General features: G+C 70.6%; 25 protein-coding genes and 1 riboswitch. Of the genes, 6 read left to right on the top strand and 19 right to left on the bottom strand.

Annotation, left to right across the window (positions count from 1 at the left end):
* The first annotated feature begins 311 nt into the window (after positions 1-311).
* On the top strand, positions 312-2,207 hold the full coding sequence (locus tag OHA61_RS33270; protein ID WP_324985829.1) for an AAA family ATPase: 1,896 nt from the start codon (positions 312-314) through the stop codon (positions 2,205-2,207).
* Between the two features lie 177 nt (positions 2,208-2,384).
* On the opposite strand, the gene OHA61_RS33265 is transcribed toward OHA61_RS33270, so the two are convergent.
* From OHA61_RS33265 to ribD, 10 genes are all read right to left on the bottom strand, one after another.
* A complete protein-coding gene (locus tag OHA61_RS33265) occupies positions 2,385-3,467 on the bottom strand; it encodes a hemolysin family protein (RefSeq protein WP_406306127.1) in 1,083 nt (360 codons plus the stop codon).
* Positions 3,464-4,804 (bottom strand): hemolysin family protein, encoded by a 1,341-nt coding sequence (locus OHA61_RS33260; RefSeq protein WP_406306126.1) that lies wholly within the window; start codon positions 4,802-4,804, stop codon positions 3,464-3,466. The genes OHA61_RS33265 and OHA61_RS33260 overlap by 4 nt, the downstream gene beginning before the upstream one ends.
* Positions 4,805-5,016: 212 nt before the next feature.
* Positions 5,017-5,475 carry a PH domain-containing protein gene (locus tag OHA61_RS33255; RefSeq protein ID WP_389373843.1) on the bottom strand — a complete coding sequence of 153 codons (459 nt, stop codon included), beginning with the start codon at positions 5,473-5,475 and terminating at the stop codon, positions 5,017-5,019.
* Positions 5,476-5,489: 14 nt separating this feature from the next.
* Positions 5,490-6,338 carry an ATP phosphoribosyltransferase gene (hisG, locus tag OHA61_RS33250; protein WP_361911626.1) on the bottom strand — a complete coding sequence of 283 codons (849 nt, stop codon included), beginning with the start codon at positions 6,336-6,338 and terminating at the stop codon, positions 5,490-5,492.
* 44 nt (positions 6,339-6,382) lie between these two features.
* Positions 6,383-6,655: a phosphoribosyl-ATP diphosphatase gene (locus tag OHA61_RS33245; RefSeq protein WP_142215995.1), complete on the bottom strand. Its 273-nt coding sequence runs from the start codon at positions 6,653-6,655 to the stop codon at positions 6,383-6,385.
* A 34-nt stretch (positions 6,656-6,689) separates the two neighbouring features.
* Positions 6,690-7,175 (bottom strand): 6,7-dimethyl-8-ribityllumazine synthase, encoded by a 486-nt coding sequence (gene ribH, locus OHA61_RS33240; protein WP_406306125.1) that lies wholly within the window; start codon positions 7,173-7,175, stop codon positions 6,690-6,692.
* A 41-nt stretch (positions 7,176-7,216) separates the two neighbouring features.
* Positions 7,217-8,506, bottom strand: a complete 1,290-nt coding sequence (locus OHA61_RS33235; protein WP_406306124.1) for a bifunctional 3,4-dihydroxy-2-butanone-4-phosphate synthase/GTP cyclohydrolase II — start codon at positions 8,504-8,506, stop codon at positions 7,217-7,219.
* Entirely contained in the window at positions 8,503-9,156 is a 654-nt protein-coding gene (locus OHA61_RS33230; RefSeq protein ID WP_406306123.1) for a nicotinamide riboside transporter PnuC, read from the bottom strand. Before OHA61_RS33230 ends, OHA61_RS33235 begins: the two co-directional genes overlap by 4 nt.
* On the bottom strand, positions 9,153-9,779 hold the full coding sequence (locus OHA61_RS33225; RefSeq protein ID WP_406306122.1) for a riboflavin synthase: 627 nt from the start codon (positions 9,777-9,779) through the stop codon (positions 9,153-9,155). Before OHA61_RS33225 ends, OHA61_RS33230 begins: the two co-directional genes overlap by 4 nt.
* A gap of 2 nt (positions 9,780-9,781) precedes the next feature.
* Positions 9,782-10,876: a bifunctional diaminohydroxyphosphoribosylaminopyrimidine deaminase/5-amino-6-(5-phosphoribosylamino)uracil reductase RibD gene (ribD, locus tag OHA61_RS33220; protein WP_406306121.1), complete on the bottom strand. Its 1,095-nt coding sequence runs from the start codon at positions 10,874-10,876 to the stop codon at positions 9,782-9,784.
* A 154-nt stretch (positions 10,877-11,030) separates the two neighbouring features.
* Positions 11,031-11,161: riboswitch (FMN riboswitch) on the bottom strand.
* Between the two features lie 229 nt (positions 11,162-11,390).
* Here ribD and OHA61_RS33215 point away from each other — a divergent pair.
* A complete protein-coding gene (locus OHA61_RS33215) occupies positions 11,391-12,128 on the top strand; it encodes an SDR family oxidoreductase (RefSeq protein ID WP_406306120.1) in 738 nt (245 codons plus the stop codon).
* A 19-nt stretch (positions 12,129-12,147) separates the two neighbouring features.
* Here OHA61_RS33215 and OHA61_RS33210 read toward each other — a convergent pair whose 3' ends face one another.
* Positions 12,148-13,317, bottom strand: a complete 1,170-nt coding sequence (locus tag OHA61_RS33210) for an ROK family transcriptional regulator (RefSeq protein WP_406306119.1) — start codon at positions 13,315-13,317, stop codon at positions 12,148-12,150.
* Between the two features lie 90 nt (positions 13,318-13,407).
* Between OHA61_RS33210 and OHA61_RS33205 the strand changes: the two genes are divergently transcribed.
* A complete protein-coding gene (locus OHA61_RS33205; protein WP_406306118.1) occupies positions 13,408-14,619 on the top strand; it encodes an MFS transporter in 1,212 nt (403 codons plus the stop codon).
* Between the two features lie 37 nt (positions 14,620-14,656).
* Here OHA61_RS33205 and OHA61_RS33200 read toward each other — a convergent pair whose 3' ends face one another.
* Complete coding sequence (locus tag OHA61_RS33200) at positions 14,657-15,943, bottom strand: alginate lyase family protein (protein ID WP_406306117.1); 1,287 nt, start codon at positions 15,941-15,943, stop codon at positions 14,657-14,659.
* Between the two features lie 225 nt (positions 15,944-16,168).
* Here OHA61_RS33200 and OHA61_RS33195 point away from each other — a divergent pair, with 225 nt between their 5' ends.
* Positions 16,169-16,873 carry a DUF5995 family protein gene (locus OHA61_RS33195; protein ID WP_406306116.1) on the top strand — a complete coding sequence of 235 codons (705 nt, stop codon included), beginning with the start codon at positions 16,169-16,171 and terminating at the stop codon, positions 16,871-16,873.
* A gap of 83 nt (positions 16,874-16,956) precedes the next feature.
* Here the strand turns inward: OHA61_RS33195 and OHA61_RS33190 are convergent, their stop codons facing one another.
* From OHA61_RS33190 to OHA61_RS33160, 7 genes are all read right to left on the bottom strand, one after another.
* Entirely contained in the window at positions 16,957-18,654 is a 1,698-nt protein-coding gene (locus tag OHA61_RS33190; RefSeq protein ID WP_406306115.1) for a flavin monoamine oxidase family protein, read from the bottom strand.
* 50 nt (positions 18,655-18,704) lie between these two features.
* A complete protein-coding gene (locus OHA61_RS33185; protein ID WP_406306114.1) occupies positions 18,705-19,502 on the bottom strand; it encodes a carbon-nitrogen hydrolase family protein in 798 nt (265 codons plus the stop codon).
* Between the two features lie 209 nt (positions 19,503-19,711).
* Positions 19,712-20,167, bottom strand: coding sequence for an Lrp/AsnC family transcriptional regulator (locus OHA61_RS33180; RefSeq protein WP_324985777.1), 456 nt, complete (start codon positions 20,165-20,167; stop codon positions 19,712-19,714).
* Between the two features lie 10 nt (positions 20,168-20,177).
* Complete coding sequence (locus OHA61_RS33175; protein WP_406306113.1) at positions 20,178-21,644, bottom strand: amino acid permease; 1,467 nt, start codon at positions 21,642-21,644, stop codon at positions 20,178-20,180.
* A 244-nt stretch (positions 21,645-21,888) separates the two neighbouring features.
* Positions 21,889-22,257 (bottom strand): DUF742 domain-containing protein, encoded by a 369-nt coding sequence (locus OHA61_RS33170; protein WP_406306112.1) that lies wholly within the window; start codon positions 22,255-22,257, stop codon positions 21,889-21,891.
* Positions 22,258-22,260: 3 nt separating this feature from the next.
* On the bottom strand, positions 22,261-22,683 hold the full coding sequence (locus OHA61_RS33165) for a roadblock/LC7 domain-containing protein (protein WP_266489433.1): 423 nt from the start codon (positions 22,681-22,683) through the stop codon (positions 22,261-22,263).
* Positions 22,676-24,940, bottom strand: coding sequence for a nitrate- and nitrite sensing domain-containing protein (locus tag OHA61_RS33160; RefSeq protein ID WP_406306111.1), 2,265 nt, complete (start codon positions 24,938-24,940; stop codon positions 22,676-22,678). The genes OHA61_RS33165 and OHA61_RS33160 overlap by 8 nt, the downstream gene beginning before the upstream one ends.
* 173 nt (positions 24,941-25,113) lie before the next feature.
* Between OHA61_RS33160 and OHA61_RS33155 the strand changes: the two genes are divergently transcribed.
* Both OHA61_RS33155 and OHA61_RS33150 read left to right on the top strand, forming a co-directional pair.
* Positions 25,114-26,115: a GDSL-type esterase/lipase family protein gene (locus OHA61_RS33155; RefSeq protein ID WP_406306110.1), complete on the top strand. Its 1,002-nt coding sequence runs from the start codon at positions 25,114-25,116 to the stop codon at positions 26,113-26,115.
* A 33-nt stretch (positions 26,116-26,148) separates the two neighbouring features.
* Positions 26,149-26,532: an ATP-binding protein gene (locus tag OHA61_RS33150; protein WP_406306109.1), complete on the top strand. Its 384-nt coding sequence runs from the start codon at positions 26,149-26,151 to the stop codon at positions 26,530-26,532.
* Positions 26,533-26,567: the final 35 nt, after the last annotated feature.

Genomic DNA, 26,567 nt, shown 5'->3' with positions numbered 1-26,567 from the left:
GCTCGAACTCTTCTTGACCGACGGGGCGTACAGGTCTTACGTTCTCAATGTGCGGCTTTTCGGAGCCGCCGCAGACGCGAAGCCCCCGGTTGTTCCCCCGTGATCGGGGGCTTCGTTCTGCCCCCTCCCCACTTCACCGGCATGGCGAGCGAAGTCCGCTTACCCAGGGTCACGGCCACCGGTTCCCTTGTGCGCCCTTAGTGGCAACCCCTTTGCGCAGGTACGATGCACGTCGGTGGGGTCAATTCCCGTCCACGGCAAGGCGGTTCAGTGCGTCGGCTCAGCACACGTGCACGTTTGTGGGGGACCTGATGGACATCGGCACGCAGGGCGCACCGGCCCCCGCCGACCTCGCCTGGGTGCGCGGCGTGGACGCCTACACGATGGGCGCCTATCCGCAGGCGGAGGAGGAGTTCCGTACCGCCGTGCGGCTCGATCCCGGTATGGCCGACGGCTGGCTCGGACTGCACGCGCTGCGCGTCGACACGACCACCGCGCTGCTGCGCATGTACCGCGCACGCGAACGCTTCGGCGAGCAGCGCGCCCGCCACCGCCGCACCCTCAACTCCTGGTACTGGCTGGGCTGGTGGGTCCAGCCGGTCCTCGAGAGCCCGCGCGATCTCTTACTGGCACACGCCTCCCACTGGCTCGACGGCCGCCATGTGCCGGAGCTGGACCGGGCGCTCGCCGGGCTGCCTCCGGTGGACGCCGACCCGCAGGTGCGCTTTCTGCACGCCTGCCGGGCCTATCTGGTCAAGGACTGGGAACAGCTCGTACGCCACACCGAGCCGCTGGTCAGCGATCCGCTGCTGGGCATCGAGGCCGGCCTCTTCGGCGGCATGGCCCGCGTGCGCCTGGAGATGTACGGGCAGGCGGAGCCGCTGCTCTCCTCCGCCCTGATGCGCTGTCGCAGCGAGCAGCCACAGCGCAAGGAACTGCGGTACTGGCTGGCGCGGGCGCACGAGGGCACCGGCCGCAGTGCCGCCGCCCTGCCGCTGTACCGGGCGGTGCACCGGATCGATCCGGCCTTCATGGACACCTCGGCGCGCCTCGCCGCGATCGCGGAGTACGACGGCATCGACGGATACGACGACTCGGCAGGGCTCGCGGCGGTGTCCATCGCCGGTGTCGGCCAGGACGTCGCCGACGCGCAGGCCGAGGGGGACGGGCCCCTGGCTGCGGAGCCGCGGAGCGGCCCCGATCCGCAGACCCAGCTCCCCGGCTCGGTGCCGAGCGTCCCGCCCGAGGGGGTACGGCGCAAGGCGGTGGTTCCCGTACAGCCCTCGCCGCCGACGTTCCCGGCGGGCCCCACCGATCCGGTACTGCTCGCCGAGGCGCTCGCCGAGCTGGAGCGGATGGTGGGCCTTGAGCCGGTCAAGCGGCAGGTCAAAGCCTTGTCGGCACAGCTGAAGATGGCCCGGCTGCGAGCTGGCCAGGGCCTTCCGGTCCAGCCACCGAAGCGTCATTTCGTCTTCTCGGGCCCCTCCGGCACCGGCAAGACCACCGTCGCGCGTATCCTCGGCCGGGTCTTCTACGCCCTCGGGCTGCTCGGCGGCGACCATCTCGTGGAGGCCCAGCGCTCGGATCTGGTGGGCGAGTTCCTTGGCCAGACGGCGGTGAAGGCCAATGAGCTGATCGACTCGGCGCTCGGCGGCGTGCTGTTCGTGGACGAGGCGTACAGCCTCTCCAACTCCGGCTACTCCAAGGGCGACGCATACGGCGACGAGGCCCTTCAGGTCCTCCTCAAGCGCGCCGAGGACAACCGCGACCATCTGGTGGTCATCCTGGCCGGCTACCCCGAGGGAATGGACCGCCTCCTCGCCACCAACCCCGGCCTGTCCTCCCGCTTCACCACCCGCGTCGACTTCCCCTCGTACCGCCCGCTCGAACTGACCGCGATCGGTGAGGTGCTGGCCGCCGAGAACGGCGATCTGTGGGACGACGAGGCCCGCGACGAGCTGCGCTCCATCAGCGGGCATGTGGTCGACCAGGGCTGGATCGACGAGCTCGGCAACGGCCGCTTTCTGCGCACCCTGTACGAGAAGAGCTGTGCCTACCGCGATCTGCGGCTGTCCGGATACCCGGGCACGCCGACCCGCGAGGACCTCTCGACGCTGCGGCTGCCCGATCTGATGCAGGCGTACGGCGAGGTCCTGTCGGGCCGCGGTCCGGTGGACCGCGGCCCGCAGGATCCTCCACCTGTCTGACCAGCCCCTAGGGGGTGTCTTTCGGATCTTGCCGGGCTCGCGTGCCCTGGCACGCACATCTGCTGCGTTGTCGTCAGTCGCCTACGCTCCGCGTGGGCTCCTTCCTCCGCCTTGCAGCTGCACGCACCAGACCCCGCTCCCTGATCCGGCCTGATCCAAAAGACACCCCCCTGGGACTCAGCCCACCAGGGCGCTGTCCAGGGACGGCTGGGGCGTCCTTGGCACCGTGACCCGGTGGGAGGGGTCACGGACCTCGCCGACCAGCATCTCCAGGACGTCCTCCAGCGCGACCAGACCCAGCACCCGCCCGGACGCGTCGGCGACCTGGGCGAGGTGGGTGGCCGCGCGGCGCATCACGGTGAGGGCATCGTCCAGGGGGAGCTCGGCCCGCAGGGTCGCCATGGGGCGCCAGATCTGCTGGGGCACGGCCCGTTCGCCGTCCTCCAGGTCGAGTACGTCCTTGACGTGGAGGTAGCCCATGAAGGGTCCCGTGCCCTCGGCGCAGACGGGGAAGCGGGAGTAGCCGGTGCGTACCGTCAGCTCCTCGATCTGGCGCGGGGTCACCGACGGCGGAACCGTCACCAGGGTGGAGCGGTCGATGAGCACATCCGTCACCGGGCGGCTGCCCAGCTCCAGCGCGTCCTCGAGACGTTCCTGCTCGGCGGGCTCAAGCAGCCCCGCCTGGCCCGAGTCCTCGACCAGCCGGTTGAGCTGCTCGCTGGTGAAGACCGCCTCCACCTCGTCCTTGGGCTCGACCCGGAAGGCCCGCAGCACCAGCCGGGCACAGGCGCCGAGGCCCACCGTGACCGGGCGGCACAGCCGGGCGAAACCGACCAGGCCCGGGCCCAGCCAGATCGCGGTCTTCTCGGGCGCGGCCATCGCGAGGTTCTTCGGGACCATCTCGCCGATGACGAGATGCAGGAAGACGACCACGGCCAGGGCGATGACATAGCCCAGCGGATGGATCAGCCCCTCGGGCACATGGGCGGCGTGGAAGACCGGTTCCAGCAGATGGGCCACGGTCGGCTCGGCCACCGCGCCGAGGGTCAGCGAGCAGATGGTGATGCCGAACTGCGCGGCCGCCATCATCTGCGGCAGGTTCTCCAGTCCGTGCAGCACCTGCCGGGCTCGCGAGGAGCCCTCGGCGGCACGCGGTTCGATCTGGCTGCGGCGTACGGAGACGAGGGCGAACTCGGCTCCGACGAAGAATCCGTTCGCCAGCACCAGCAGCAGTGCGAACAGCAGTTGCAGGAGGCTCATCGCGGGGCCTCCGTCAGGGCCGGAACGTCGGCGGTGCGCACCAGGCGTACCCGCTCGGCGCGATAGCGGTCCACCTGGCGCACGGAGAGCCGCCAGCCGGGCAGTTCGGCCCGGTCGCCGGGGGCGGGGATGCGCCCCAGCAGATCGGCGACGAGGCCGGCCACGGTCTCGTACGGACCGTCCGGCACATCGAGGCCTATCCGGCGCAGGGTGAGGACGCGGCAGCTGCCGTCGGCATCCCAGGCGGGATGGCCGTCCTCGGCCGCCGCCGGAGCGAGTTCGGGCCGGGCGTCGGCCTCGGCGTCGTGCTCGTCGCGGACCTCGCCGACAAGCTCCTCGATGATGTCCTCAAGGGTGACCACCCCGGCGGTGCCGCCGTACTCGTCGACCACCACGGCTATGGGCTGCTCGCTGCGCAGCCGCTCCAGGAGCTGCTGCACGGGCAGCGTCTCGGGCACCAGCAGCGGAGCGAGCGCCACCCGGTCCACCCGGGTGCGCAGCCGCTCCTCGACGGGCACCGCGAGGGCGTCCTTGAGATGCACCATGCCGACGATCTCGTCGATGCGCTCCCGGTAGACGGGAAAGCGCGAAAGGCCGGTCGCCCGGGTGAGGTTGAGGACGTCCGCCGCGGTGGCGTCGGACTGCAGGGCGCTCATCTTCACCCGCGGGGTCATCACATGCTGCGCGGTGAGATGCCCGAGGGACAGGGTCCGTACGAACAGATCGGCCGTGTCCTGCTCCAGCGCGCCCGCCCGCGCCGAGTGGCGCGCGAGCGAGACCAGCTCGCCGGGGGTACGGGCGGACGCCAGCTCGTCGGCCGGTTCGACGCCGAGCAGCCGTACGAGACGGTTGGCGACGGTGTTGAGCAGGGTGATGACGGGGCGGAAGGCGGTCGAGAAGAGATGCTGCGGTCCGGCGACGAAGCGCGCGACCTGCAGCGGCCGGGAGACCGCCCAGTTCTTGGGGACGAGCTCTCCGATCACCATCTGGACGGCGGAGGCGAGCAGCATCCCGATCACCACCGCGATGCCGGGGACTGCCCCTTCGGGCAGCCCGGTCGCGGTCAGCGGCCAGTGGAGCAGCCGGGCCATCGCGGGTTCGGCGAGCATGCCGACGACGAGCGAGGTGATGGTGATGCCGAGCTGGGTGCCGGAGAGCTGGAAGGACAGCTCACTCAGCGCCGTGACGACGCGGCGGGCACGGCGGTCGCCGTCGGCGGCCGCGCGTTCGGCGTCGGGCCGCTCCACCGTGACGAGGCCGAACTCGGCCGCCACGAAGAAGCCGTTGGCGAGGATCAGGAGGAATGCCGCGGCGAGCAGCAACAGGGCGATGATCATGCCGCCGCCTCCAGGGAGGGGGCGGCGCAGGTACTACCGGACGATCCGTCCATTGCTGGAGGGAGTCACTCCTCGGGTCGCAGGTGTCCCGCGGGCCGGGGCCGGCCGGGTGGTGCGGGAGGTGGCGCACTTGGCGCCACCGTCATCAGAGTAAGCACGACAGGCGCGGACGCGGCAGGGGCATCACCGCGCGGCTCGCCGTGGTCCTCGTCTCAGTCGTTGTCCGGGCGGGTGCCACGGCTCTCCGCGAGGGCCCGCAGCGCGCGGGCGTCACGGATGGCGTGTGCCCTGGCGATGCCGGGCTGGATGCCGAGCACCGGCAGGCTGGTGCCGTCGCTGAGATCGAGGAAGACCCACGGGTCACCGGGCCGCAGATTCACCCGCACAATCTCGGCCCACTCGAGACGGCGCGTACGGGTGAGGTTGACGACGGTGACGCCGTTCTCGTCGGCGACGACCTTGGGCCTGCTCAGCAGGGCCAGTACGCCGAAGAAGAGCAGTGCGGTGAAGATGAAGCTGCTCCGCTCCCCCGCGCTGAGCTTTTCGAGCAGCAGGGCGACCGCGGTGATCACGGCGAACATCACCGCGCCCACGGTCAGCAGGACGACCCGGGTTCGGGTGGGCCTGAACGTGACCGGAAGCGCGGGGACTTGGGGCGCGTCGGCGGACATGGTCTCCGGCATTCTCAGAGCCTGCAGGCGTGGATGGCCGTGGTGAGGATCGCCCGCGCGCCGAGCTCGTACAGGTCGTCCATGATCCGCTGCGCCTCCTTGGCGGGGACCATGGCGCGGACCGCGACCCAGCCTTCGTTGTGCAGCGGAGAGATGGTCGGGGACTCGAGGCCCGGGGTGAGGGCGACGGCCTGCTCCAGGTGCTCGGCGCGGCAGTCGTAGTCCATCATCACGTAGCTGCGGGCGACCAGGACGCCCTGGAGGCGGCGCAGGAACTGCTGCACCTTGGGGTCATCGGCCTCCGCGCCGGTGCGGCGGATGACGACCGCCTCGGACTTCATGATCGGCTCGCCGATGACCTCCAGGCCCGCGTTGCGCAGGCTGGTGCCGGTCTCCACGACATCCGCGATGATCTGCGCGACGCCGAGCTGGATCGCCGTCTCGACGGCGCCGTCGAGGTGGACGACGGAGGCGTCGATGCCCTCGTCGGCCAGGTGCTTGGCGACGATGCCCTCGTAGGAGGTGGCGATGGTCATTCCGCCGAAGTCGCCGACATCCTTGGCGGTGCCGGGCTCGGTGGCGTAACGGAAGGTGGAGCGGGCGAAGCCGAGCTGGAGGATCTCCTCGGCGTTGGCCCCGGAGTCCAGCAGCAGATCGCGGCCGGTGATGCCGATGTCGAGCTTGCCGGAGCTGACATAGATAGCGATGTCGCGCGGGCGCAGATAGAAGAACTCGACGTCGTTCTCGGGGTCGACGAGAACGAGCTCCTTGGACTCCTTGCGCTGCTGGTAGCCGGCCTCATGGAGCATCGCCGACGCAGGTCCGGACAGTGAACCCTTGTTGGGGACGGCGATGCGCAGCATGAGACGGGCTTCCTTTGTTCGTGCGTATGTGAAGGGGGCGGTGCTCAGAGGTGGGCGTAGACGTCGTCAAGGGAGATCCCGCGGGCGACCATCATCACCTGGACGTGGTACAGCAGCTGGGAGATCTCCTCGGCGGCGGCTTCCTTGCCCTCGTACTCGGCGGCCATCCACACCTCGGCGGCCTCCTCGACGACCTTCTTGCCGATGGCATGCACACCCTTGTCCACCAGTTCGGCGGTGCGGGAGGTGGCAGGGTCGCCGTTCTTCGCCTTGAGCTGCAGCTCGGCGAAGAGCTCTTCGAAGGTTTTGTTCGCCATGATGGTCCCCACCCTACGACGAAGGGCCTTCTCCTCAGCGCCAGGGTTCAGATACTGAACGCAGGATGGTCGCGGTGGAGAGTGCGGCGGTGACCGCCTCGTGGCCCTTGTCCTCGTTCGACTCCTCAAGACCGGCCCGGTCCAGCGCCTGCTCCTCCGTGTCGCACGTCAGCACACCGAAGCCGACGGGGACGCCGGTGTCGATGGAGACCTGGGTGAGGCCCTGGGTGACGCCCTGGCACACGTACTCGAAGTGCGGGGTGCCGCCACGGATGACGACACCGAGCGCGACGATCGCGTCGTAACCGCGGCCGGCCAGCACCTTGGCGACCACCGGGAGCTCGAAGCTGCCGGGGACACGCAGCAGCGTCGGCTCATCGATGCCCACCTCGTGCAGGGCGCGCAGGGCGCCGTCGACGAGGCCGTCCATGACCTTCTCGTGCCACTGGGCCGCGATCACCGCCACCCGGAGGTCGCCGCAGTTGCGTACGGACAGTTCGGGTGCACCCTTGCCGCTCATTTTTCTCCCTTGACGCTTTTCTGTCGTGCTTCTCGTGCTGGTTACTGGTTGCCGCAGGCGGACGCGGTGGAGGCGTCGAGCCAGGGCAGGTCGTGTCCCATCCGGTCCCGCTTGGTGCGCAGATACCGGAGGTTGTGCTCGCCCGCCTGGACGGGCATCGGCTCGCGGCCGTGGACCGTGAGTCCGTGCCGGACGAGCGCGGTGATCTTGTCGGGGTTGTTGGTCATCAGCCGGAGGCTGCGTACGCCGAGGTCCTCGAGGATCTGGGCGCCCGCCGCGTAGTCGCGGGCGTCGGCCGGCAGGCCGAGTTCGAGATTGGCGTCGAGGGTGTCGCGGCCGCGTTCCTGGAGTTCGTACGCGCGCAGCTTGGACAGCAGGCCGATGCCGCGGCCCTCGTGACCGCGCAGATAGACGACGACACCGCGGCCGGTCTCGGTGATGTGCTCCATGGAGGCCTGGAGCTGGGGGCCGCAGTCGCAGCGCAGCGAGTGGAAGATGTCGCCGGTCAGGCACTCGGAGTGCACACGGACGAGGACGTCCTCGCCGTCGCCGATCTCCCCGTGGACGAGGGCGACATGCTCTATGCCGTCGACGGTGGAGCGGTAGCCGTAGGCGGTGAACTGACCGAAGGACGTGGGCAGATTGACCTCGGCCTCCCTCTTGACGGTCGGTTCGGACGAGCGGCGGTAGGCGATCAGGTCCTCGATGGAGATGATCGTCAGGCCGTGCTTGCGGGCGAAGGGAATCAGCTCGGGCAGCCGCAGCATGACCCCGTCCTCGCCGGCGATCTCCACGATCGCACCGGCCGGGCGCAGGCCCGCGAGCCGGGCGAGGTCGACGGCGGCCTCGGTGTGGCCGTTGCGCACCAGGACCCCGCCGGGCTTGGCCCGCAGCGGGAAGACATGCCCGGGGCGTACGAAGTCGGAGGCCTCGGCCTTGCCGCCGGCCAGCAGCTGGAGGGTGGTGGCGCGGTCGGCGGCGGAGATACCGGTGGTGACGCCGAAGGCCGGACCCGCGTCGACGGAGACGGTGAAGGCCGTCCGCATCGACTCGGTGTTGTGCTCGACCATCTGCGGCAGGTCGAGCCGCTCCAGTTCCTCGCCCTCCATGGGGGCGCAGATCAGGCCGCGGCACTCGCTCATCATGAAGGCGACGATCTCGGGTGTGGCCTTCTCGGCGGCGACGACGAGGTCGCCCTCGTTCTCGCGGTCCTCGTCGTCGACGACCACGACGGGCCGTCCCGCCGCGATGTCTCGGATGGCGTGCTCGACCGGGTCGAGGGCGAAGTCCTCGACGTTGTCGGTGGAGTACCAGGTGGGCTGAGCAGTCATGCTGCCGCTCCTTCCAGGGAGGGCTGGGCGCTCGTACGGGAGCGCAGCCACCAGTCGCGCATGCCCCACAGGACGAGCGCGCCGTAAATGACGTAGACGAAACCGGAGAAGGCGAAGCCGTTGGCGAAGTTGAGCGGCACGCCGACGAGGTCGACGAGCAGCCAGGCGAACCAGAACTCGACCATGCCGCGGGCCTGGGCGTACATGGCGACCAGCGTGCCGACGAAGATGTACGCGTCGGGCCAGGCGTCCCAGGACAGCGACGGGTAGAGGGTGAACAGGCCGCCGACGGCAAGCGTGCCGACGGCCGCGGCCGCGGCGAGGACTCCTCGCTCGCGCCAGGTGGCGAAGCGGACGGCGATCGAGCCGTCCTGCGCCTGTTGCCGGCCGCGGGTCCACTGCGACCAGCCCCAGGCCGCGACGACCATGACCACGACCTGCTTGCCCGCACTGCCGGTGAGATGCGCGGAGGCGAACGCGACGAGCAGGATGAGACCGGAGGCGAACTGCGCGGGCCAGGTCCAGATCGAGCGCCGCCAGCCGAGCGCGAGGGCGGTCAGGCCGACCATGTTGCCGATCATGTCGGCCCACTTGATGTGCTGGCCGAAGGCCGTGAAGGCCTCGCTGTTCAGCCAGTCGACGGCACTCACTTCGCGCGCTCCTCGGCGTCCGCGGCGTCCGCCGACCGCGCGCCGAGCAGCCGCTCGACGTACTTGGCGATGACGTCGACCTCGAGGTTGACCGGGTCGCCGGGCTGCTTGATGCCGAGCGTGGTCAGCGCGAGGGTGGTGGGAATGAGGCTGATGGTGAAGTAGTCGGGTCCGGCGTCGACGACCGTGAGGCTGACGCCGTCGACGGTGATGGAGCCCTTCTCGACGACATAGCGGGTGAGGTCGGCGGGGAGGGAGATCTTCACGATCTCCCAGTTCTCGGAGGGCTTCCGCTCGACGACGGTGCCCGTGCCGTCGACATGACCCTGGACGATGTGCCCGCCGAGCCTGCCACCTACTGCCATGGGCCGCTCCAGATTGACCCTGGAGCCTTCCTGGAGCGCGCCGAGGCTGGAGCGGCTCAGCGTCTCGGCCATCACATCGGCGGTGAACTCGCCGTCACCGAAGTCGACGACGGTGAGGCAGACACCGTTGACGGCGATGGAGTCGCCGTGCTTGGCACCTTCGGTGACGACGGGGCCGCGCAGTCGGAAGCGGGAGGAGTCGCCGAGGTTCTCGACGGCGGTGACCTCACCCAGTTCTTCAACGATTCCGGTGAACACGCTCAGCGCTCCTTCGGGGCGGTTTGGGGTACGGCAGTGATGCGCAGATCGGGGCCGATGCGTACGGTCTCGGTCAGCTCGAGCCGCAACGCTTCGGTGATCGTGGAGATTCCTGCGTCGGCGAGGGCGGCGGGGCCCGCGCCGAGGAGTACGGGGGCGAGATAGCCGACGACCTTGTCGACGGCGCCCGCGGCGACGAAGGCTCCGGCGAGCGTCGGGCCGCCTTCGAGAAGGACGGAGCGGACGCCACGCCGGTGGAGGGCTTGCAGCAGGGCCGCCACGGACAGGCCGCGCCCGGCGCGAGGCAGCCTCACGACCTCTGCGGCGTCGGGCAGTTGGGGCTCGGCGTCCTCGGCGACGGCGATCAGCGTGGGCGCGGCGTCGTCGAGGACACGGGCACCGGGCCCGACCGCGGTGGCCTCGGAGTCGAGAACCACCCGCAGGGGCTGGACGGCGCCTTCGATGCCGCGCACCGCGAGATGCGGGTCGTCGGCGCGGGCGGTCCCGGACCCGACGACCACGGCGTCGGCCTCGGCGCGCAGCCGGTGGACGTCGGCGCGCGACTCGGGCGAGGTGATCCAGCGGCTGCTGCGGTCCTTGGCCGCGATGCGGCCGTCGAGTGTGGCCGCGTACTTCCACAGGACGAAGGGGCGGCCGAGGCGCACGGAGGTGAGCCAGGCGATGTTGCCCGCTTCGGCCTCGTCGGCGAGCAGGCCCGACTCGACCCGGACTCCGGCGGCGCGCAGGGTGTCGCCGCCGCCGGTGGCCTGCGGGTTGGGGTCGCCGACCGCGTAGACGACCCGGCTGATCCCGGCCTCGATGAGCGCCTGGGCGCAGGGGCCGGTGCGGCCGGTGTGGTTGCAGGGTTCGAGGGTGACGTACGCGGTGCCGCCGCGGGCCCGATCGCCCGCGTCGCGCAGGGCGTTGACCTCGGCGTGCGGGCCGCCGGCGCGCTGGTGGTGACCCGCGCCCGCGGGCTCGCCGGAGGCGTCGAGGATGACGCACCCGACGACCGGGTTGGGGCTGGTGGAGCCGAGTCCGCGGGCGGCGAGCGTGATGGCTCGGCGCATGGCGTCCACGTCGGCTGCGGTGGCCACCGGGTCCTCCTGCCTCTTCGGGCACGGACTCCGGGGCCTGTCGATGACGACAGAGAGCGGAACAACATTTCACGGCAGTCGCCGAGGCCGAGCACACCGACCGCCGCAGAACGGCGATCAGCCACTACGGCCGGCGTACCGGAAAGGTCGCCCGCCGCGCACTGCCTCCCATCCGGACTTTCACCGTCGGTCCAGGAATTTCACCTGGTCAACCGGCCGCTGGATGCGGACGGGTCGCGGACTATAACCGCCGGTTCGGAATTACACCGACCCCGGAGTGCGCTGCTGCTGATACAGGGCCAGTGTGCCATGCCACGCATGGGCTGTACGAGTGACCAACTGTGGACTGGCTCACAAGGTTCCGTCCGGTCGGCCGGTTCTCACCTATTGACCGCCCTGGTCTAGTCCTTTTAATCTCGGCCCCACCTCCGCTGTCCGTGGAGTGTCGACCGCCCGGCGGCGGAGAACCGGCCCTTGCCGCCGCCGGGTCTTCGGCCTCTGACAGGCTGATGCCATGGCAACGATCCTGGTGACGGGCGGTACGGGAACGCTGGGCAGCCTGCTGTGCGAGCGGCTGCGCGGGCGGGGACACGACATCCGGGTGCTCAGCCGCCATGCGAAGCCGTACGCCGTCGATCTGCGCGAGGGTACGGGCCTGGACGCGGCAGTCGAGGGCGTGGACGCGATCGTGCACTGCGCGACCAGTCCGCGCGGCGATGACGACAGGGCGGCCGGGCAGCTGCTCGCGGCCGCACGCGGGGCCGCGGTGCCGCATCTCGTGTACGTCTCGATCGTCGGCGTGGACCGAGTGCCGCTCGGCTACTACGGCGTCAAGCACAAGGTCGAGCGGATGATCGAGGAGTCGGGTTCCGGCTGGACGGTGCTGCGGACCACTCAGTTCCACGATCTGGTGTTCCGCCTGGTCGCGGGCGCGGCACGGCTGCCGGTGCTTGCGCTGCCTTCTGGGGTGAGCGTGCAGCCGATCGACACGGGTGAAGTCGCCGACCGGCTGGCCGAGTTGGCGCTGGACGCTCCGGCGGGCCGGGTCGCGGACATGGGCGGCCCGGAGGTCCGCCCGCTCGCGGATCTGGCCCGCACCTATCTCCGCACGACAGGCAAGCGCCGCCCGATCCTGCCGGTGCGGCTGGCCGGGAAGGCGTACGCGGGCTTCCGCGAGGGATCGCATCTGACGCCCGAACGGGCCGTCGGGAAGGTCACGTTCGAGGAGTTCCTGACGCGACGACTCGGCTGAGGGGCACCTCGCGTGCGGTTCACCCCCGTGGAGCGAAGAGCTCGTCCTGTGCCGCCTCGCGCGCCGTGAGCAGCGCGCCGCTCAGCACCGCCGAGCCGCCCAGCTCCCCGGCACGCACCACCGTACGCAGCGGGGAGAGCCCGGCCAGCCGGGACTCGACCCGGGCCGCCAGCTCCGTGCCGCCGGCGTGGCCGACCTCGCCACCGAGGACCACACAGCCCGGGTCGAGTACGGCGGCGACCGCGGCCACGCCGAGGGACAGCCGGTGGGCGAGGGCGTCGAGGAAGTCGCCCCGTCCGTCCGCCACCGCCGACTGAACCAGCGCCGCGGCCGGGGGCTCCCCGCGCCGGTCGGCCCCGATGCCGTACTCGGCGGCCAGCTCGCAGATCGCGGCGGATCCGGCCAGTGAATGGAAGCCGCCGGCGCAGTCGACCGCGGAAGGTGTGCCCGCAGTGCCGGGCACCGGCAGGAAGCCGATCTCCCCCGCGCCTCCGGAGGCACCCTTGCGGAGCCTGCCATCGAGGAAGAGGGCCGCCCCGACGCCATGTCCGAGCCACAGAAAGACAAAGGTGTCGCGGTCGCGGGCCGCGCCGAGGCGCTGTTCCGCCACGGCCGCCAGATTGGTCTCGTTCTCGACGAGCACCCTGGCAGGCAGCCTCTCCTGGAGGGCGGCGACCAGACGGCGGTGCCAGGCGGGCAGGCCGGAGGTGTCGCGCAGTTCGCCGGTGACCGGGTCGATCAGGCCGGGCGCACCGATGCCGACGCTGTGCAGCCGGGGCGCGCCCGCCTCGCGTGCGGTCCGTTCCAGCAGCGCGACCGCCTGCTCGACCGCCGGCTCGGTGCCGGTGTCGCTGCCGATAGGGAGCAAGGCCTCGGCCAGGGTGGCACCGAGCAGATCCGCGACGACGACGGTCACGCTCTGGGTCCGTACGTCGAGAGCGGCCAGATGCGCGCGGTCGGCGACGATCCCGTACACCCTGGCATTGGGGCCACGGCGCTCCGCGCCCGCCTCGCCGACGACCTGGATCAGGCCGGAGCCCTGCAGGCGCTCCACCAGATCGGCGACGGTGGGCCTGGAGAGTCCGGTCCTGGTCTTCAGCTGCCCTGCCGTCAACGGCCCTTCCTGCTGCAGCAGTTGCAGGGCGTGCCGGTCATTGATGGCACGGGCGGTGCTCGGTGATGCGGGCATGCCGGAATCCTTCCAGATCCCCGCCCTCACTATTTATCAGGCAGGGTTCCTGATAGTTTACGCGGCACGATGACGGGGAGGGGCAAGGGCATGGCGAACGAAGTGGTCTTCGGTCGGCAGAGATTGAGGCGGGCGCACTATGCCGTCGCCGCCGTCTTCTGCGTGCACGGGGCGGTCACCGGCAGTTTCGCCACCCGGATCCCCTGGATCCAGGACCACGCATCGGTCGGCGCCGGGCAGCTCGGTCTGGCGCTGGCCTTCCCCGCGCTCGGCGCGTCCGTGGCCATGCCGCTGGCCGGGGCGGTCAGCCACCGCTTCGGCGCGCGCAACGCACTGCGGGGGCTGATCGTCCTGTGGACCCTCTCGCTGGCTCTGCCGTCCTTGGCCCCCAATCTGCTCACGCTGTGCGCGGCGCTCTTCGTGTTCGGGGCGGCGGCCGGGATGTCCGACGTGGCCATGAACGCCCTCGGCGTCGAGACCGAGAACCGGCTCGACCGGTCGATCATGTCCGGGCTGCACGGGATGTGGAGCGTGGGCGCGCTGATCGGCTCGGCGGGCGGCACGCTCGCGGCGCACCTGGCCAGCGACGCCCGGGTGCACCACGCGCTCGCCGCCCTGACGCTGACCCTGCTCGGGCTCGCCGCCTGTCAGGGCGTACTGGACCTGCGCAGCGCTCCCGACGAGGCACCGCCGCCGCGGTTCGCGCTGCCGCACAGGTCGGCGCTGGTCATCGGCGGGATCGGGTTCTGCGCGGTGTTCGCGGAGGGCGCGAGCCTGGACTGGTCGGCGGTGTATCTGCGGGACGAGATGGACTCATCCGCGGGTCTCGCCGCCGCGTCCACCACCGCGTTCGCGCTGACCATGGCGGTGGCGCGGCTGGCCGGCGACAGGATCGTGGACCGCTTCGGGCCGGTGCGCACCGTGCGGGTGGGAGGCGTGCTGGCGACGGCGGGCGGGCTTCTTGTGGTCTTCGCGTCGCATCCGGCCGTGGCGATGACCGGCTTCGCGTTCATCGGGCTCGGGGTCGCCGTAGTCGTACCGCTGGCCTTCGCGGCGGCGGGGCGCAGCGGGCCGAACCCGAGCCAGGCGATCGCGGGCGTCGCCACGATCACGTACACCTCGGGGCTGATCGCGCCCTCGGCGATCGGGGCGGTGGCCGACGCGACGAGTCTGGTGGTCTCCTTCGGCCTGGTGACGGCGCTTGCGTTCGGGCTGGTCGTGGGCGCGGGGGTACTGCGGTCGGCAGGGCGGGACAGCGTGAGGTCCGGCGTCGCGGACGCGGTGGTCGAGCGGCTGCCCTGACGCGAGGGCGTGTTGTGTACGCCCTCGGCCGAGGCGCTCAGCCGGCGATCGAGTCCAGCTGTTCCGCCGCGGGCCGCAGCGCCCACAGGTCACCGCCGGGCGGTGTCTGAAGCCGCGGCACCGCCGCCCTCGCCGTGGGGTCACCCGCGTCCGCCGCCGCATGCACCACGTCGCTCGCCGCGTACCGGTAGAACTCGAGCTCGGGATGCGGCCACGCCGACGCGCCCGTCGCCGCGGGCAGCAGATAGTCGACCGCCTTGAACAGGCTCTGTCCCTGCGGGCCCCGGTACGCCCACAGGTCCACGCCGACCTGCCTGCCGATGTCGGCGAGCCGGGTGTACGCGACGAGGTCGAAGGTCGAGTAGTGCCAGCTGCGGGTCCGCGCGAGCTCCTGCGGCTGGCTGCCGTCGGCGGCTATCTGCGGGTCGATCCGCTTGCCGCGCGCGTCGAGGACGACCTTGCGTGCGAGGTCCCTGTCGCCGGTGGAGAGCGCCAGGGCCGCCACCTGCATGTCGTGGAACGTGCCGTGGTTGTTCTTGGCCGCCGACTCCTCCTTGCCGAAGCGCGAGTTCACCAGCCAGTCCAGGAAGGACGCGTTCCAGGCCCGCATGGCGGTCCGGTCGCTCTTCGACCAGCCGGGCGCCCCGCTCTGAAGGATCGCGACGGCGTCCAGGACGCTGGTGTACTGCTGCGAGAAGTCGATGATGCCGATCGCCCGCCCGTCGTACTTGCAGGGGATGAACTGCCCGTGGTTCAGATGCGGGTTCATCCGGGTCGCCGGGTCCAGGAACCAGGTGCGCAGGATTCGCGACGCGTGCTCGGCGTACTGCTTCCCGCCCGTGTAGTACCAGGCGAGGCTCAGCGTGGTGACCGAGTTCACGACCTTGCCGATGTCGGGGCGGTCGGTGCCGGTGTCGACCTCCGGATTGCGTTCGCCGTCACGCTGGACGTACGGGCAACCCCAGGGATTCTCCGGCGTCTTGGGCTGCGAGGGCCACCAGTAGGGCGCCTGGCTCAGATAGTCGTGGACATCGCCGCTCGGTGCCGGCTTGGGCTTGTCGACGACGGTCCAGGGCCCTTGTCCGAGCCAGCCGTCGGCGCGTACGACAAGGTCCTGGGCCGCCTTGCGCAGTGCCGGATCGCCGTGGTCGAGCCGCGACTTGGCCTCTGTGAGCCGCTTGCCGTCGATCACCACCGTCTTCGGTGCCGGATGCGAGCCGGACGTGGCTGCGGCCCGGGACGACGCGGTCGGCACGAGCACGGTGGCACAGGCGGCGACGGCGGTGAGCACAACTCCCAGGCGCCGTCGGGGTCTTCCGGTCATCACATGCCCCCATCAAGTATGTGAACGGAATTCATGAACGGGACCGTGTGAGCGTAGAGCCGCCAGGTACGGGTGACAACGCCGTGCGCACGATTCACGGATGGGGCCGGCGCGCGGGCGGTCCCCGTGAACCCCGGCACACGACGCCCAGGAGCGCGTCCTCCGTTCCGGGGAAGCCCCGGCCCGTCACCGCGCCATTTCGCCGCCGGCTGGGACGCTGCCTCCATGGCGCAGATGGAACATGTCGTGGCCCGGGCCGACCGTCACCCCTCACCGGTCGACTCAGTGGTGGAACGGATGCACGCGCTGCGCGACGACTGGCCCGCCACGGACGGCGTCTCCGTCTTCAACCGGGTCTATCTGGCCGTCACGCAGGAGATCGACCGGCACATCGACGGCGGCGGCCTCCCCAACCGGCGGGCCGCCGTCACGCTGGACGTGCTCTTCGCCCGCCGCTATCTGGACGCCGTGGACGCGGCGGCGGAAGGACGTCGTCCGCCGGCCTGCTGGCGGCCGCTCTTCCAGTACCGGCGCCATCCCGGCGTACGGCCGCTGCAGTTCGCGCTCGCAGGCATCAACGCGCACATCGGGCACGATCTGGCACTCGCCGTGGTCGACGCCTGCCGGGCGCTCGACTGCGAACCCGCCGGTCTCGAGGCCGAGTTCGACCGCGTCGGCGACATCCTCACGCTCCTGGAGGAGCGCATCCGCGAGGATCTGATGCCGGGCCCCGATCTGCTGGAGATCGCCGATCCGCTCACCCACCTGGTCGGCTCCTGGAGCCTCGACCGGGCCCGCGAGGGCGCCTGGTCGGCGGCGCGACTGTTGTGGGGACTGCGAGAACTCCCCGGCCTGGCCGAGGAGTTCACCGAGCGACTCGACACGGGTGTCGGTCTCGTAGGGCGCTGTCTGCTCACGCCCTGGCGCTGACAGAGCGTCCGGGCGGCAGTCGCCTGAGCAGTTGAACACCGTCCGGGGCGGGCCGGATCGCGGCCGGCCCCGGACGGTCGTTTTCAGTCCTCCGGCAGTTCGACCGGAGCGATCTCGTCGTACAGGTCACCGGGGCCCGGGTTGCTCGGGTCCGTCGCCCCGCCGAGCTGGTGCATCACGCCCCACACCGCGTTCAGCGCGGTCTGCACGGCGCCCTCGGCCCAGCCCGCCGTCCAGGAGATGTCGTCGCCCGCGAGGAAGATGCCGCGCTTGTCCTCGGGCAGCCCGTCCTGCATGAAGTGCGTGAACAGTCGGCGCTGGTAGCGGTAGTGGCCCGGCAGGTTCGCCTTGAACGCGCCCATGAAGTACGGCTCGTTCTCCCAGGACACGGTGACCGGGTTGCCGATGATGTGGCTGCGGATGTCGACGTTCGGGTAGATCTCGCCCAGCGACTTGAGCATGACCTCCATCCGCTCGTTCGCGGGCAGCGGCAGCCACTTGAGGCTGTCGTCGCACCAGGTGTACGAGAGGCAGATGACGGCCGGCTTGTCGGGCCCGTTGTCGAGCAGGTACGTGCCGCGGGTCATCCGGTCGGTGAGCGTCATCGACATGACGTCACGGCCCGTCACCTCGTCCTTGTCCAGCCAGAACGGCCGGTCGACGGGGACGAACAGCTTGGACGACTCCATGTAGTGGGTGCGCTCCATCGCCGTCCAGTGGTCGATGGGGAACAGCGAGTCGTCGCAGGCGATCTTCGAGAGCAGCATCCAGGACTGCGCGGTGAAGATGGCCGCCTTGTACGTACGGATGTCGCCGGAAGCGTCGGTGACGGTGATCCGGTTGCCCGCGGTGCGGTTCATCCGGGTCACGGCCGGCTTCGGGTCGCCCTCGTGCAGCAAGGCCAGCGAGGTACCGGGCGCCCAGTAGGTAATCTTGGCGGGCTCGCGGTCCCAGAGCCGCAGCGGCAGCTGCTGGCTGCCCTCGACGATGCCGCGGTGGTGGTCGTCGGCCTCGGAGTAGACGACGCGCAGGATCTCCAGGATGGAGTTGGGGAAGTCGGTGTCCCAGCCGCCGGTGCCGAAGCCGACCTGGCCGAAGATCTCGCGGTGCCGGAAGGACTTGAAGGCCTCGGACTCGCAGAGGAAGCCGTAGAAGGTCTGGTTGTCGAGCTTCTCGACCAGTTTCGCCCAGATCTCGCGGATGCGCGGCACATCGCGCTCGCGCATGGCGCGGTTCATGTCGGAGAAGTCGGCGCCCTCCTCCAGACAGGCGTTCCAGGCGTCCATCACATCGCGGTAGACCTGCGGCAGGTCGTCGATGGTCTCCGCGTAGTGCGACTCGCCCTTGAGGTCGACGACGGTCGAGGGGGTGCTGGGGGCCAGGGGGTTGGGGAACGGCTGCGTGGTCAGACCGACCAGGTCGATGTAGTGCTGCAGCGCGGTGGAGGAGGGCGGGAAGCGCATCGCGCCCATCTCGGCGGACAACTCGTCGGTGCCCGTGCCCTCGAAGCCGACGGTACGCAGCCGGCCGCCGATCTTGTCCGCCTCGTACACAACCGGCTTGAGGCCCATCTTCATCAGCTCGTACGCGGCGACGATGCCGGAGAGCCCGCCGCCGATGACGGCGACCTCGGTGCCGTGCTCGGTCGCGGGTATCTGGCCCAGGCCCGCCGGGTGGGCAAGGAAATCGTCGTAGGCGTAAGGAAAGTCCGGACCGAACATGGTGATCGGCGGCTGCTCGTCGGTGTGCTGGACAGCAGTGGTGGGCACCGTGGACGTCATGGGGTACGGACTCCTTGCGGGGAAAGCGTGTGCGGCGAGCGGGGAGAGGTTCAGATCAGGGAGCCATAGAGGCCCGGGCGGCGGTCGCGCAGATAGGGATTGGCCTCGCGGGAGGCGCTCAGCAGGGCCGGATCGACCTCGCCGACCACCAGTTCCTCGCCCCGCCCGGCGCGGACGCGGGTCGTGCCGTCGGGGCTCGCCAGGCAGCTGAGTCCGACGAACTCGAACTCCCCTTCCGGGCCTGTCCTGTTGACGTACGCGATGTACATCTGGCTCTCGAAGGCCCGCACCGGGACGACCGACTCGGCCACGAACTGGAAGGGGTGCATCTGGGCGGTGGGCACCAGCAGCAGATCGGTGCCGGCGAGCGCGTGCGCCCGGACGTTCTCCGGGAACTCCACGTCGTAGCAGATCAGCATGCCGATCCGGATCCCGCCGAGCTCGGCCTGGACAACCGGCTGCTCGCCCGGGGTGAACCACTGCTGCTCGAAGCAGCCGAAGAGATGGGTCTTGCGGTAGTTCGCGAGGCTCTCGCCGTCGGGGCCGATCAGCTGCGCGGAGTTGAAGATCTTCTCGCCGTCCCGCTCGGGATAGCCGTACATCACCGCGATGCCGTGGCGACGGGCGATCTCGGCGACGGACCGGGCGGCGGGGCCGTCGGCGGGCTCGGCCAGCACGGGAACCTGGTCGCCGATCGCGTACCCCGTCAGAAACATCTCGGGGCCGATCAGCAGTCCGGCACCGGCCGCCGCTGCGCGTGCAGCGGCCTCGTCGAGCACCTTGAGGTTCTCGGCGACCGAGCCCGGGCGGCCGGAGCTCTGGAGCAGGGCGGTGCGCAGCGGGGGCATCGGCAACCTCTGGGCGATGTATGCGGGGTGAAGAAGACATTAAAACGGTACGGTCCGGACTCCCGCCGGGACAACCCGCGACCGTTGCGTGTCGATGGCCGATCCATTGCGCCGTGCCCGCCCGGGGCGGTGATTCGTTGCGTGCCGCCGGATCGGAGCGGCGACACAGACCCGAGCCCCGTCGCGGAAACAGTCCGGGATCCGTCCGGTCAGGCGGGCGCGCCCGAGGAGAAGCGCCGCAGCAGCGGGGAGAGCACCAGCACCGATTTGGTGCGGACGACGAACGGCTCGCCCGCGATCCGCTCCAGCACCCGCTCGAAGTGGCGCATGTCGGAGGCGAAGACCTGGACGATCGCGTCCGCCTCACCGGTGATGGTGGAGGCGGACACGACCTCGGGGTAGCGCTCCATGCCGCGGCGGATGGCGTCGGGCGAGGTGTTGTGGCGACAGTAGATCTCGACGAAGCCCTCGGTCTCCCAGCCGAGCGCCGCCGGGTCCACCCGGACGGTGAACCCGGTGATGGCGCCTTCGGCGCGCAGCCTGTCGACCCGCCGCTTGACGGCGGGCGCGGAGAGACCGACCTCGGAGCCGATGTCCGCGTAGGAGCGGCGGGCGTCCTCGGCGAGGGCGTGGACGATGCGTTCGTCGAGTTCGTTCAGTCGCACTGCGGGTGGATCACTTCTCTGCCGTGGCCAGTCGGGAGCGGCGCATGCCGTATCCGAAGTAGAACACGAGGCCGACGATCATCCAGCCACCGAAGACCATCCAGGTGGTGCCAGGCATCGTGTACATCAGATACGCGCAGAAGGCGAAGCCGAGGATCGGGGTGAGGGGGAAGAGCATCACCGTGAAGGTGCGGTTCATGTCGGGGCGCTTGTAGCGCAGGATCACCACGGCGACGTTGACCAGCGCGAAGGCGAAGAGCGTGCCGATGCTGGTGGCGTTGGCCAGTTCGCCCAGCGGGATGAAGGCCGCGAGGGCACCGCAGAAGAGCGAGACGATGACGGTGTTGGCGCGCGGGGCACCGGTGCGCGGGTTCACCTTGGCGAACAGCTTGGGAACCAGGCCGTCGCGGGACATCGCGAACAGGATGCGGGTCTGGCCGTAGAGCACGGCGAAGACGACCGACGCGATGGCGACGACCGCGCCCGCGGCGAGTACGACGCCCCAGATGCTCTGCCCGGTGACGTCCTTCATGATCTGGGCCAGGGCCGCCTCGGTGCCCTCGAAGTCCTGCCACGGCATGGCGCCGACCGCGACGAGCGCGACCAGGCAGTACAGCACGGTGACGATCAGCAGCGACAGCATGATCGCGCGCGGCAGGTCCCGCTTGGGGTTCTTGGCCTCCTCACCGGCGGTGGAGGCAGCGTCGAAGCCGATGTACGAGAAGAACAGGCTGGCCGCGGCGGCGCTGATCCCGGTGACGCCGAGCGGGGCGAGCGGGGTGTAGTTGCCGGCCTTGATGCCCATGAAGCCGATGCCGATGAAGAGCAGCAGCGTCACGATCTTCACGCCGACCATGATCGTGTTGATCCGGGCGCTCTCCTTGGCGCCGCCCATCAGGAAGACCATGGCGAGCAGCACGACGACCAGCGCCGGCAGGTTGATGAGGCCGCCCTCGCCCAGCGGTGCGGAGACCGCGTCGGGGATGGTGACACCGATGGTGCCGTCGAGCAGCTCGTTGAGGTATTCGCCCCAGCCGACGGCCACGGCGGCGACCGAGACGCCGTACTCCAGGATCAGACACCAGCCGCAGATCCAGGCGACGATCTCGCCCATGGTGGCGTACGAGTACGAGTAGGAGGAGCCGGAGACGGGGATGGATCCGGCCAGCTCCGCGTAGGAGAGCGCCGAGAACAGCGCGGTCAGGCCGGCGATGACGAATGAGATCGCGACCGCCGGGCCGGCCAGCGGGGTGGCCTCGCCGAGCACGACGAAGATGCCGGTGCCGAGCGTCGCACCGATGCTGATCATGGTCAGCTGCCACATGGTGAGCGAGCGGCGCAGTGCGCCGCCCTCACCCTGGCCGCCTTCGGCGACCAGCTGCTCGACGGGCTTACGCCGCATCAGCCGGGCGCCGAGGCCCGGGCTTTGGGCGGTGGACGGCTCGGTGGCGGGTGGGGCTGCGCCGGCGTCAAGCACTGCGGGGCTCCTTCATGGCTGCGGGTCGGCGGCGGGTGACCGGCGGCCCGCGGGCATGGCGAAGAAGCCCGCGCATGAGGGGAGGGAACCGCCGAGCGGACGGTCACCGCCACTCCTGGTACGGAGAGTGAGCCTACGAGCCGCACGCTCGTGCCCGTAATGCAGGGTTGTTGCGCATCCGCGAACGATCATTGCGCGATGACGGGCGCCACGGGGAAACATTGCGCTCCGGTGAACGAAAGCCTCACAGCTCCCGAAGACGGTCGACGATTTCGCGCAGCAGCCCGGGGTCGTCGAGACCCTCGTGGGTAACCGGTGCGGTGACCCTGATGAGTCCGGCTTCGACCAGATCGGCGAGCAGGACACGGACGACGGTCAGTGGCAGATCCGCGTCGGCGGCAATCTCGGCGACGGGGCGCGGCCCGCGGCGTACCAGTTCGAGCAGCGAGCTGCGGGCATGGTCGAGCGGCGGCGCGGACCCGTCGAGATCCAGGGCCGTGACCTGGGACATCAGATCGATGCCGTGCTCGGAGGCGGGACGGGTCCGGCCCTGGGTGACGGTGTAGGGCCGCACCAGGGGACCGGTCTCGTCCTCGTACCAGTGGTCGCTCACGGGTCAGGCGTCGGTGGCCTCGGCGGCCGAGCGCGTAGGGACGGCCATGTGCCGGCCCACCCGCTTGACCAGCAGTGCCATCTCGTGGGCGAGCTGCCCGACGTCGGTCTCGATGTCGGAGAGCACCGCGAGCCTGCTGCCGTCGCCGGCCGGGGTGATGAAGAGGAAGGCGTTGTCGAGCATGACCATCGTCTGGCGGACGCTCCCGGCCTCGAAGCGGTCGCCCGCTTCCTTGGCGAGGCTGTGGAAGCCCGCGCACACGGCGGACAGATGCTCGATGTCCCTCCTGACCATGCCGCGGGACGCGCTGCTGACCAGACCGTCGGCCGTCAGCAGCACCGCTTGGCGGACGTGGTCGGTCCTGGCCAGCAAATCGTCCAGCAGCCAGCCGAGGCCCGACTGATCGCCGGTGCTTGTCTCAGCCATCGTCGTCCGTCCCTTCATCTGTCGTGCGGGGGCGCCGTGCAGCGCTCGGCGACGCGGGGCCGACGCTATCGCCCTTGCGGCCACGGTCGAGGCCTGCCTGGAAAGCTCCGAAGATCGAGCGCATCTCTTCCGGGGACACCTCACGTTCGGGTCCGCCGGCAGCTGCCGGGGGCGTCTCGCGCAGCGGGGCGGCGAGCGAGGCCTGGCGGACCCGGGTGGGCAGGCCCCCCAGGGGCGGACCCGGTGCGACCGGTGGCGCGGGCTCGGGTTCCTCCGGGGCACGGTCGTGCACCGCGGGCACGGCCTCCAGCGCCCTGGGAGCGGGCACGGCCCGCACGGGCCGGGGCCGGTCCCGGGGCTCGGTGGCGGCCGGCTCGTCGACGGGCGCGAGGATCGCGTGCGGCAGGAGCACCACGGCGGTTGTGCCGCCGTACGGCGACCTGGTGAGGGTCACACCGATCCCGTGCCGCTCGGCGAGCCGCCCGACGACGTACAGGCCGAGGCGCTCGTCCTGCGCCGGGTCGAAGTCGCCGGGATGCGACAGTGTCCGGTGTGCCTGCTCCAGTTCAGCCGCGTCCATGCCGAGCCCGCGGTCGTCGATCTCGAGCACGAAGCCGTTGCGGGCGTCCGAGGTCCGCATGGTGACCTGGGTGTGCGGCGGGGAGAACGCGGCGGCGTTCTCCATGAGTTCGGCGAGCAGGTGCACCACGTCGGCCACGGCCTCCGCGCTGATACCGACGGCGGGCATCGGCGGCACCACGACCCGGGTGTAGTCCTCGATCTCACCGGCCGCCGCGGACACGATGTCGGCCACCGGCACCGGCCGGCGCCAGCGGCGTCCCGGCGTCGCACCGGAGAGGATGATGAGCCCTTCCGCATGGCGTCGCATCCGGGTCGTCAGGTGGTCGATCCGGAACAGGTCCTCCAGCGTGTCCGGGTCGCTGGTGCGCCGCTCCAGCGTGTCGACCAGCTTCGACTGACGGTGGACCAGTGCCTGGTTGCGGCGGGCGATGTTGAGCAGTACGGCGAAGATTCCGCGGCGCAGCGTCGCCTGCTTGACGGCGGCCTCGACGGCCGCCAGACGTGCGGCGTTGAGCGCCTGCCCGACCTGACCGATCTCGTCCGGGCCCCGGTGGTCGTCGCCGAAGTCCAGTGGCGGGGCGACCGCTGCCGCGTCCACCTCCTCGCCCGCGCCGAGCCGCTCCATCACGTCGGGAAGCTGACGGGTGGCCAGCACATCTGCGGCGTCGCGCAGCTCCTCCAGGCGGCGCGAGATGCGCCGCCCGCTGACCATCGAGAACCGGATCGACAGACCGACGGCGACCAGCCCCAGCACGCCGACGACGGCAGCCTTGACCATCTCGCGGTAGGCGAAGGCCCGCCCGCGGTCGGCGGTGTTGAGTGCCGAGTCGGTGCAGAGCAGCATGTACCGCTTGACCGCGCGGTCCGTCGTGGTCCGCCACGACTCGGCGGCCATGGCCTTGCCCGCGCCGGACGCGCCGGCGCGCAGCAGGGCGTCCTCGCCCGCGGTCAGCGCCCGGTACTCCTCGCCCTTCTCGAAGTCGGTGAACAACTGCCGGGAGTCGTCGGGGAGATCGGCGACATACGTACGGTGGAAGACCCGCCGGTCCTCGATGGTCGCGGTGAGCGCGTCGTACTGCTGGTCGGTGAGGCGGCCCGAGGCCCGCGCCCCGGCCACGAGCGCGTCCTCACGGGAGACGAACTCCCGTACGCGCACCAGCTCGACGACGACCTGGCTCTCACGGGCCATCTGACCGGCCTGCAGGGCGGTGAGCGTCGACTGCACGTCGAAGGTCGGCTCGACCATGGCGGTGTACGCGTCGACGGCGCCGTCCCAGGAGATCGTCCGCGCCATCACCTTCTCCCGCAGGTCTTCGAGACCGTCGACGGAACGGGCCATCGTGTCGAGGGACTGGCGCTGACGTCCGGACAGATCCTCGCGCCGGTCCCCGTCGCCGATGGCTTCGCGCATGGCGCGCACGGCCCGGTCGGTCGAGCGCTGCTGCTGGGTCAGCGCGGCGACGGCCGCAGAACTGTCCTTGCGCCCGGCTCCCAGATACTCGGCGGAGATCCGGCGTTCGATCTGGATCTGGCCGATGGCGGTGTCGACGGGCGTGCCGAAACTCTCGTACACACCCTGTACGCGGATCAGGGCCCGCAGGTCTCCCGTCACCGACACCATGGCGAAGGTCCACAGCGCCATCAGTGCGATGACGGGTATGACCGTCAGAGTCACGATCCGTCCACGGATCGTGGGGCGGCGCAATCGCCGGCGCATGGTCTCCCCAGAGCAATAGGACAACTGATCAGCGGTGGTTACCCCCCGGTAGGGGCAGTCAAGCTACGCGACGAAACAGGGACAACGCAATGTTCCTGGAGGTAACCGCTCCCAACCCCTGGAGGTCCCCGGTGAGCTGGCTCGATCCCCGCCCCTTTCTGTGTGGTGTGGCCTGGCTGGAGGAGGGGCGCGCGGTGCGCGCGGACCCTTCGGATCTGGGCAGGCTGCCGTGGGACACCGGGCAGCGTGCGGCGCTGCCCATCAGCGTGCGGCTGGAGTTCACCGCCGAGGGCGCGCAGGCGGTTCAGATCCGCTACCGCGCCTCGGTGCCGGGACAGACCGACGCCCTGCGCACCGTCGCCCACTGCTTCGCCCTCTGGCAGAACAGCGGCCTCATTTCCGAGACGATCGCCGAGCCCGCCGAGGAGACGGTGGTCACCGTTGCCCTCCCGCCCGGTGCCCGCGGCCGGTTCACGGTCCATCCACCGGAGGCCCAGTCCCCTGTGATCCTCGGTCTGCGCGGCATCGGGGGCACCATCGCGCCCGCGCCCCCTCAGCCGCGCTGGCTCGTCCACGGCGACTCCATCACCGAGGGCTGGTGGTCCACCCGCCCCGCCCACTCCTGGCCCGCCACCGCCGGCCGGATGCTGGGCCTGGACACCGTGAACCTCGGCTACGCGGGTGCGGCACGCGGCGAACTGGCCACCGCGGAGCAGATGTCGGCCCTCCCCGCCGATGTGATCACCCTCGCCTTCGGCACCAACTGCTGGACCGGCGTTCCCTGTTCGGCCCCGCTGCTGTACGAGACGACCCGCGCCTTCATCGCGGTCGTACGCCAGGGGCATCCGCGGATCCCGCTGCTGGTCCTCTCCCCCGTGCTCCGGCCCGAGGCCGAGCGGACCCCCAACCGGCTGGGCGCGACGCTCGCCGAGCTGCGTACGGCGATGGAGCGGGCCGTCCTGGACAGCGGGGAGGCCACCGGCGACGGGCGGCTCTTCCTTCTGCCGGGACGGGACCTGATCGGCGCCTCCCAGCTGGCCGACGGCGTGCACCCCGACGACGAGGGCCATGCCGCGATGGCGGCCGCGGTCGCCGGCGTCCTGCGCACGAAACTTGTCCGAGGAACCGGCTGATAGAAGTGCGACAAGTGGGGTAGGCGAGCCGAGATGGACGCGGAATCACATGTGGTGATCGACCACTCGCCACACAGAGACAGCGCGGGGGCCCGAGGGGCCACCGCGGAGTTTCTGCTGCAGCACTGCCCCTGGGCCGACCTGGACGCGGTGCTGCTGGTCGTTTCCGAACTGGTCGCCAATGCGGTACGGCACACCGCCGGCTGGTGGCAGCTGCATCTGAGGGCGGGACAGGACACGCTGGTGGTGGAGATGGACGACTCCAGCCCGCTGCCTCCCGTGCCACGTGAGCCCGACTTCGCCGGTGGCGGCGGTTTCGGCTGGCACATGGTGCTGAGTCTCGCCGCGCAGGTGGAGGTCTGCCCCCTGCCGTACGGAAAGCGGGTGCAGGCGACCTGGCTGCGACAGGCGCGCTGACTGTACCCACGGGAAAGCGGCGTCCCGGACGGCCG

Origin of the sequence: Streptomyces sp. NBC_00885 (assembly GCF_045207475.1) — a bacterium.
In the GTDB taxonomy this organism is placed as follows: domain Bacteria; phylum Actinomycetota; class Actinomycetes; order Streptomycetales; family Streptomycetaceae; genus Streptomyces.
Note: the sequence above shows the minus strand (reverse complement) of the source record. Positions and strands in the feature narration are given on the sequence as shown.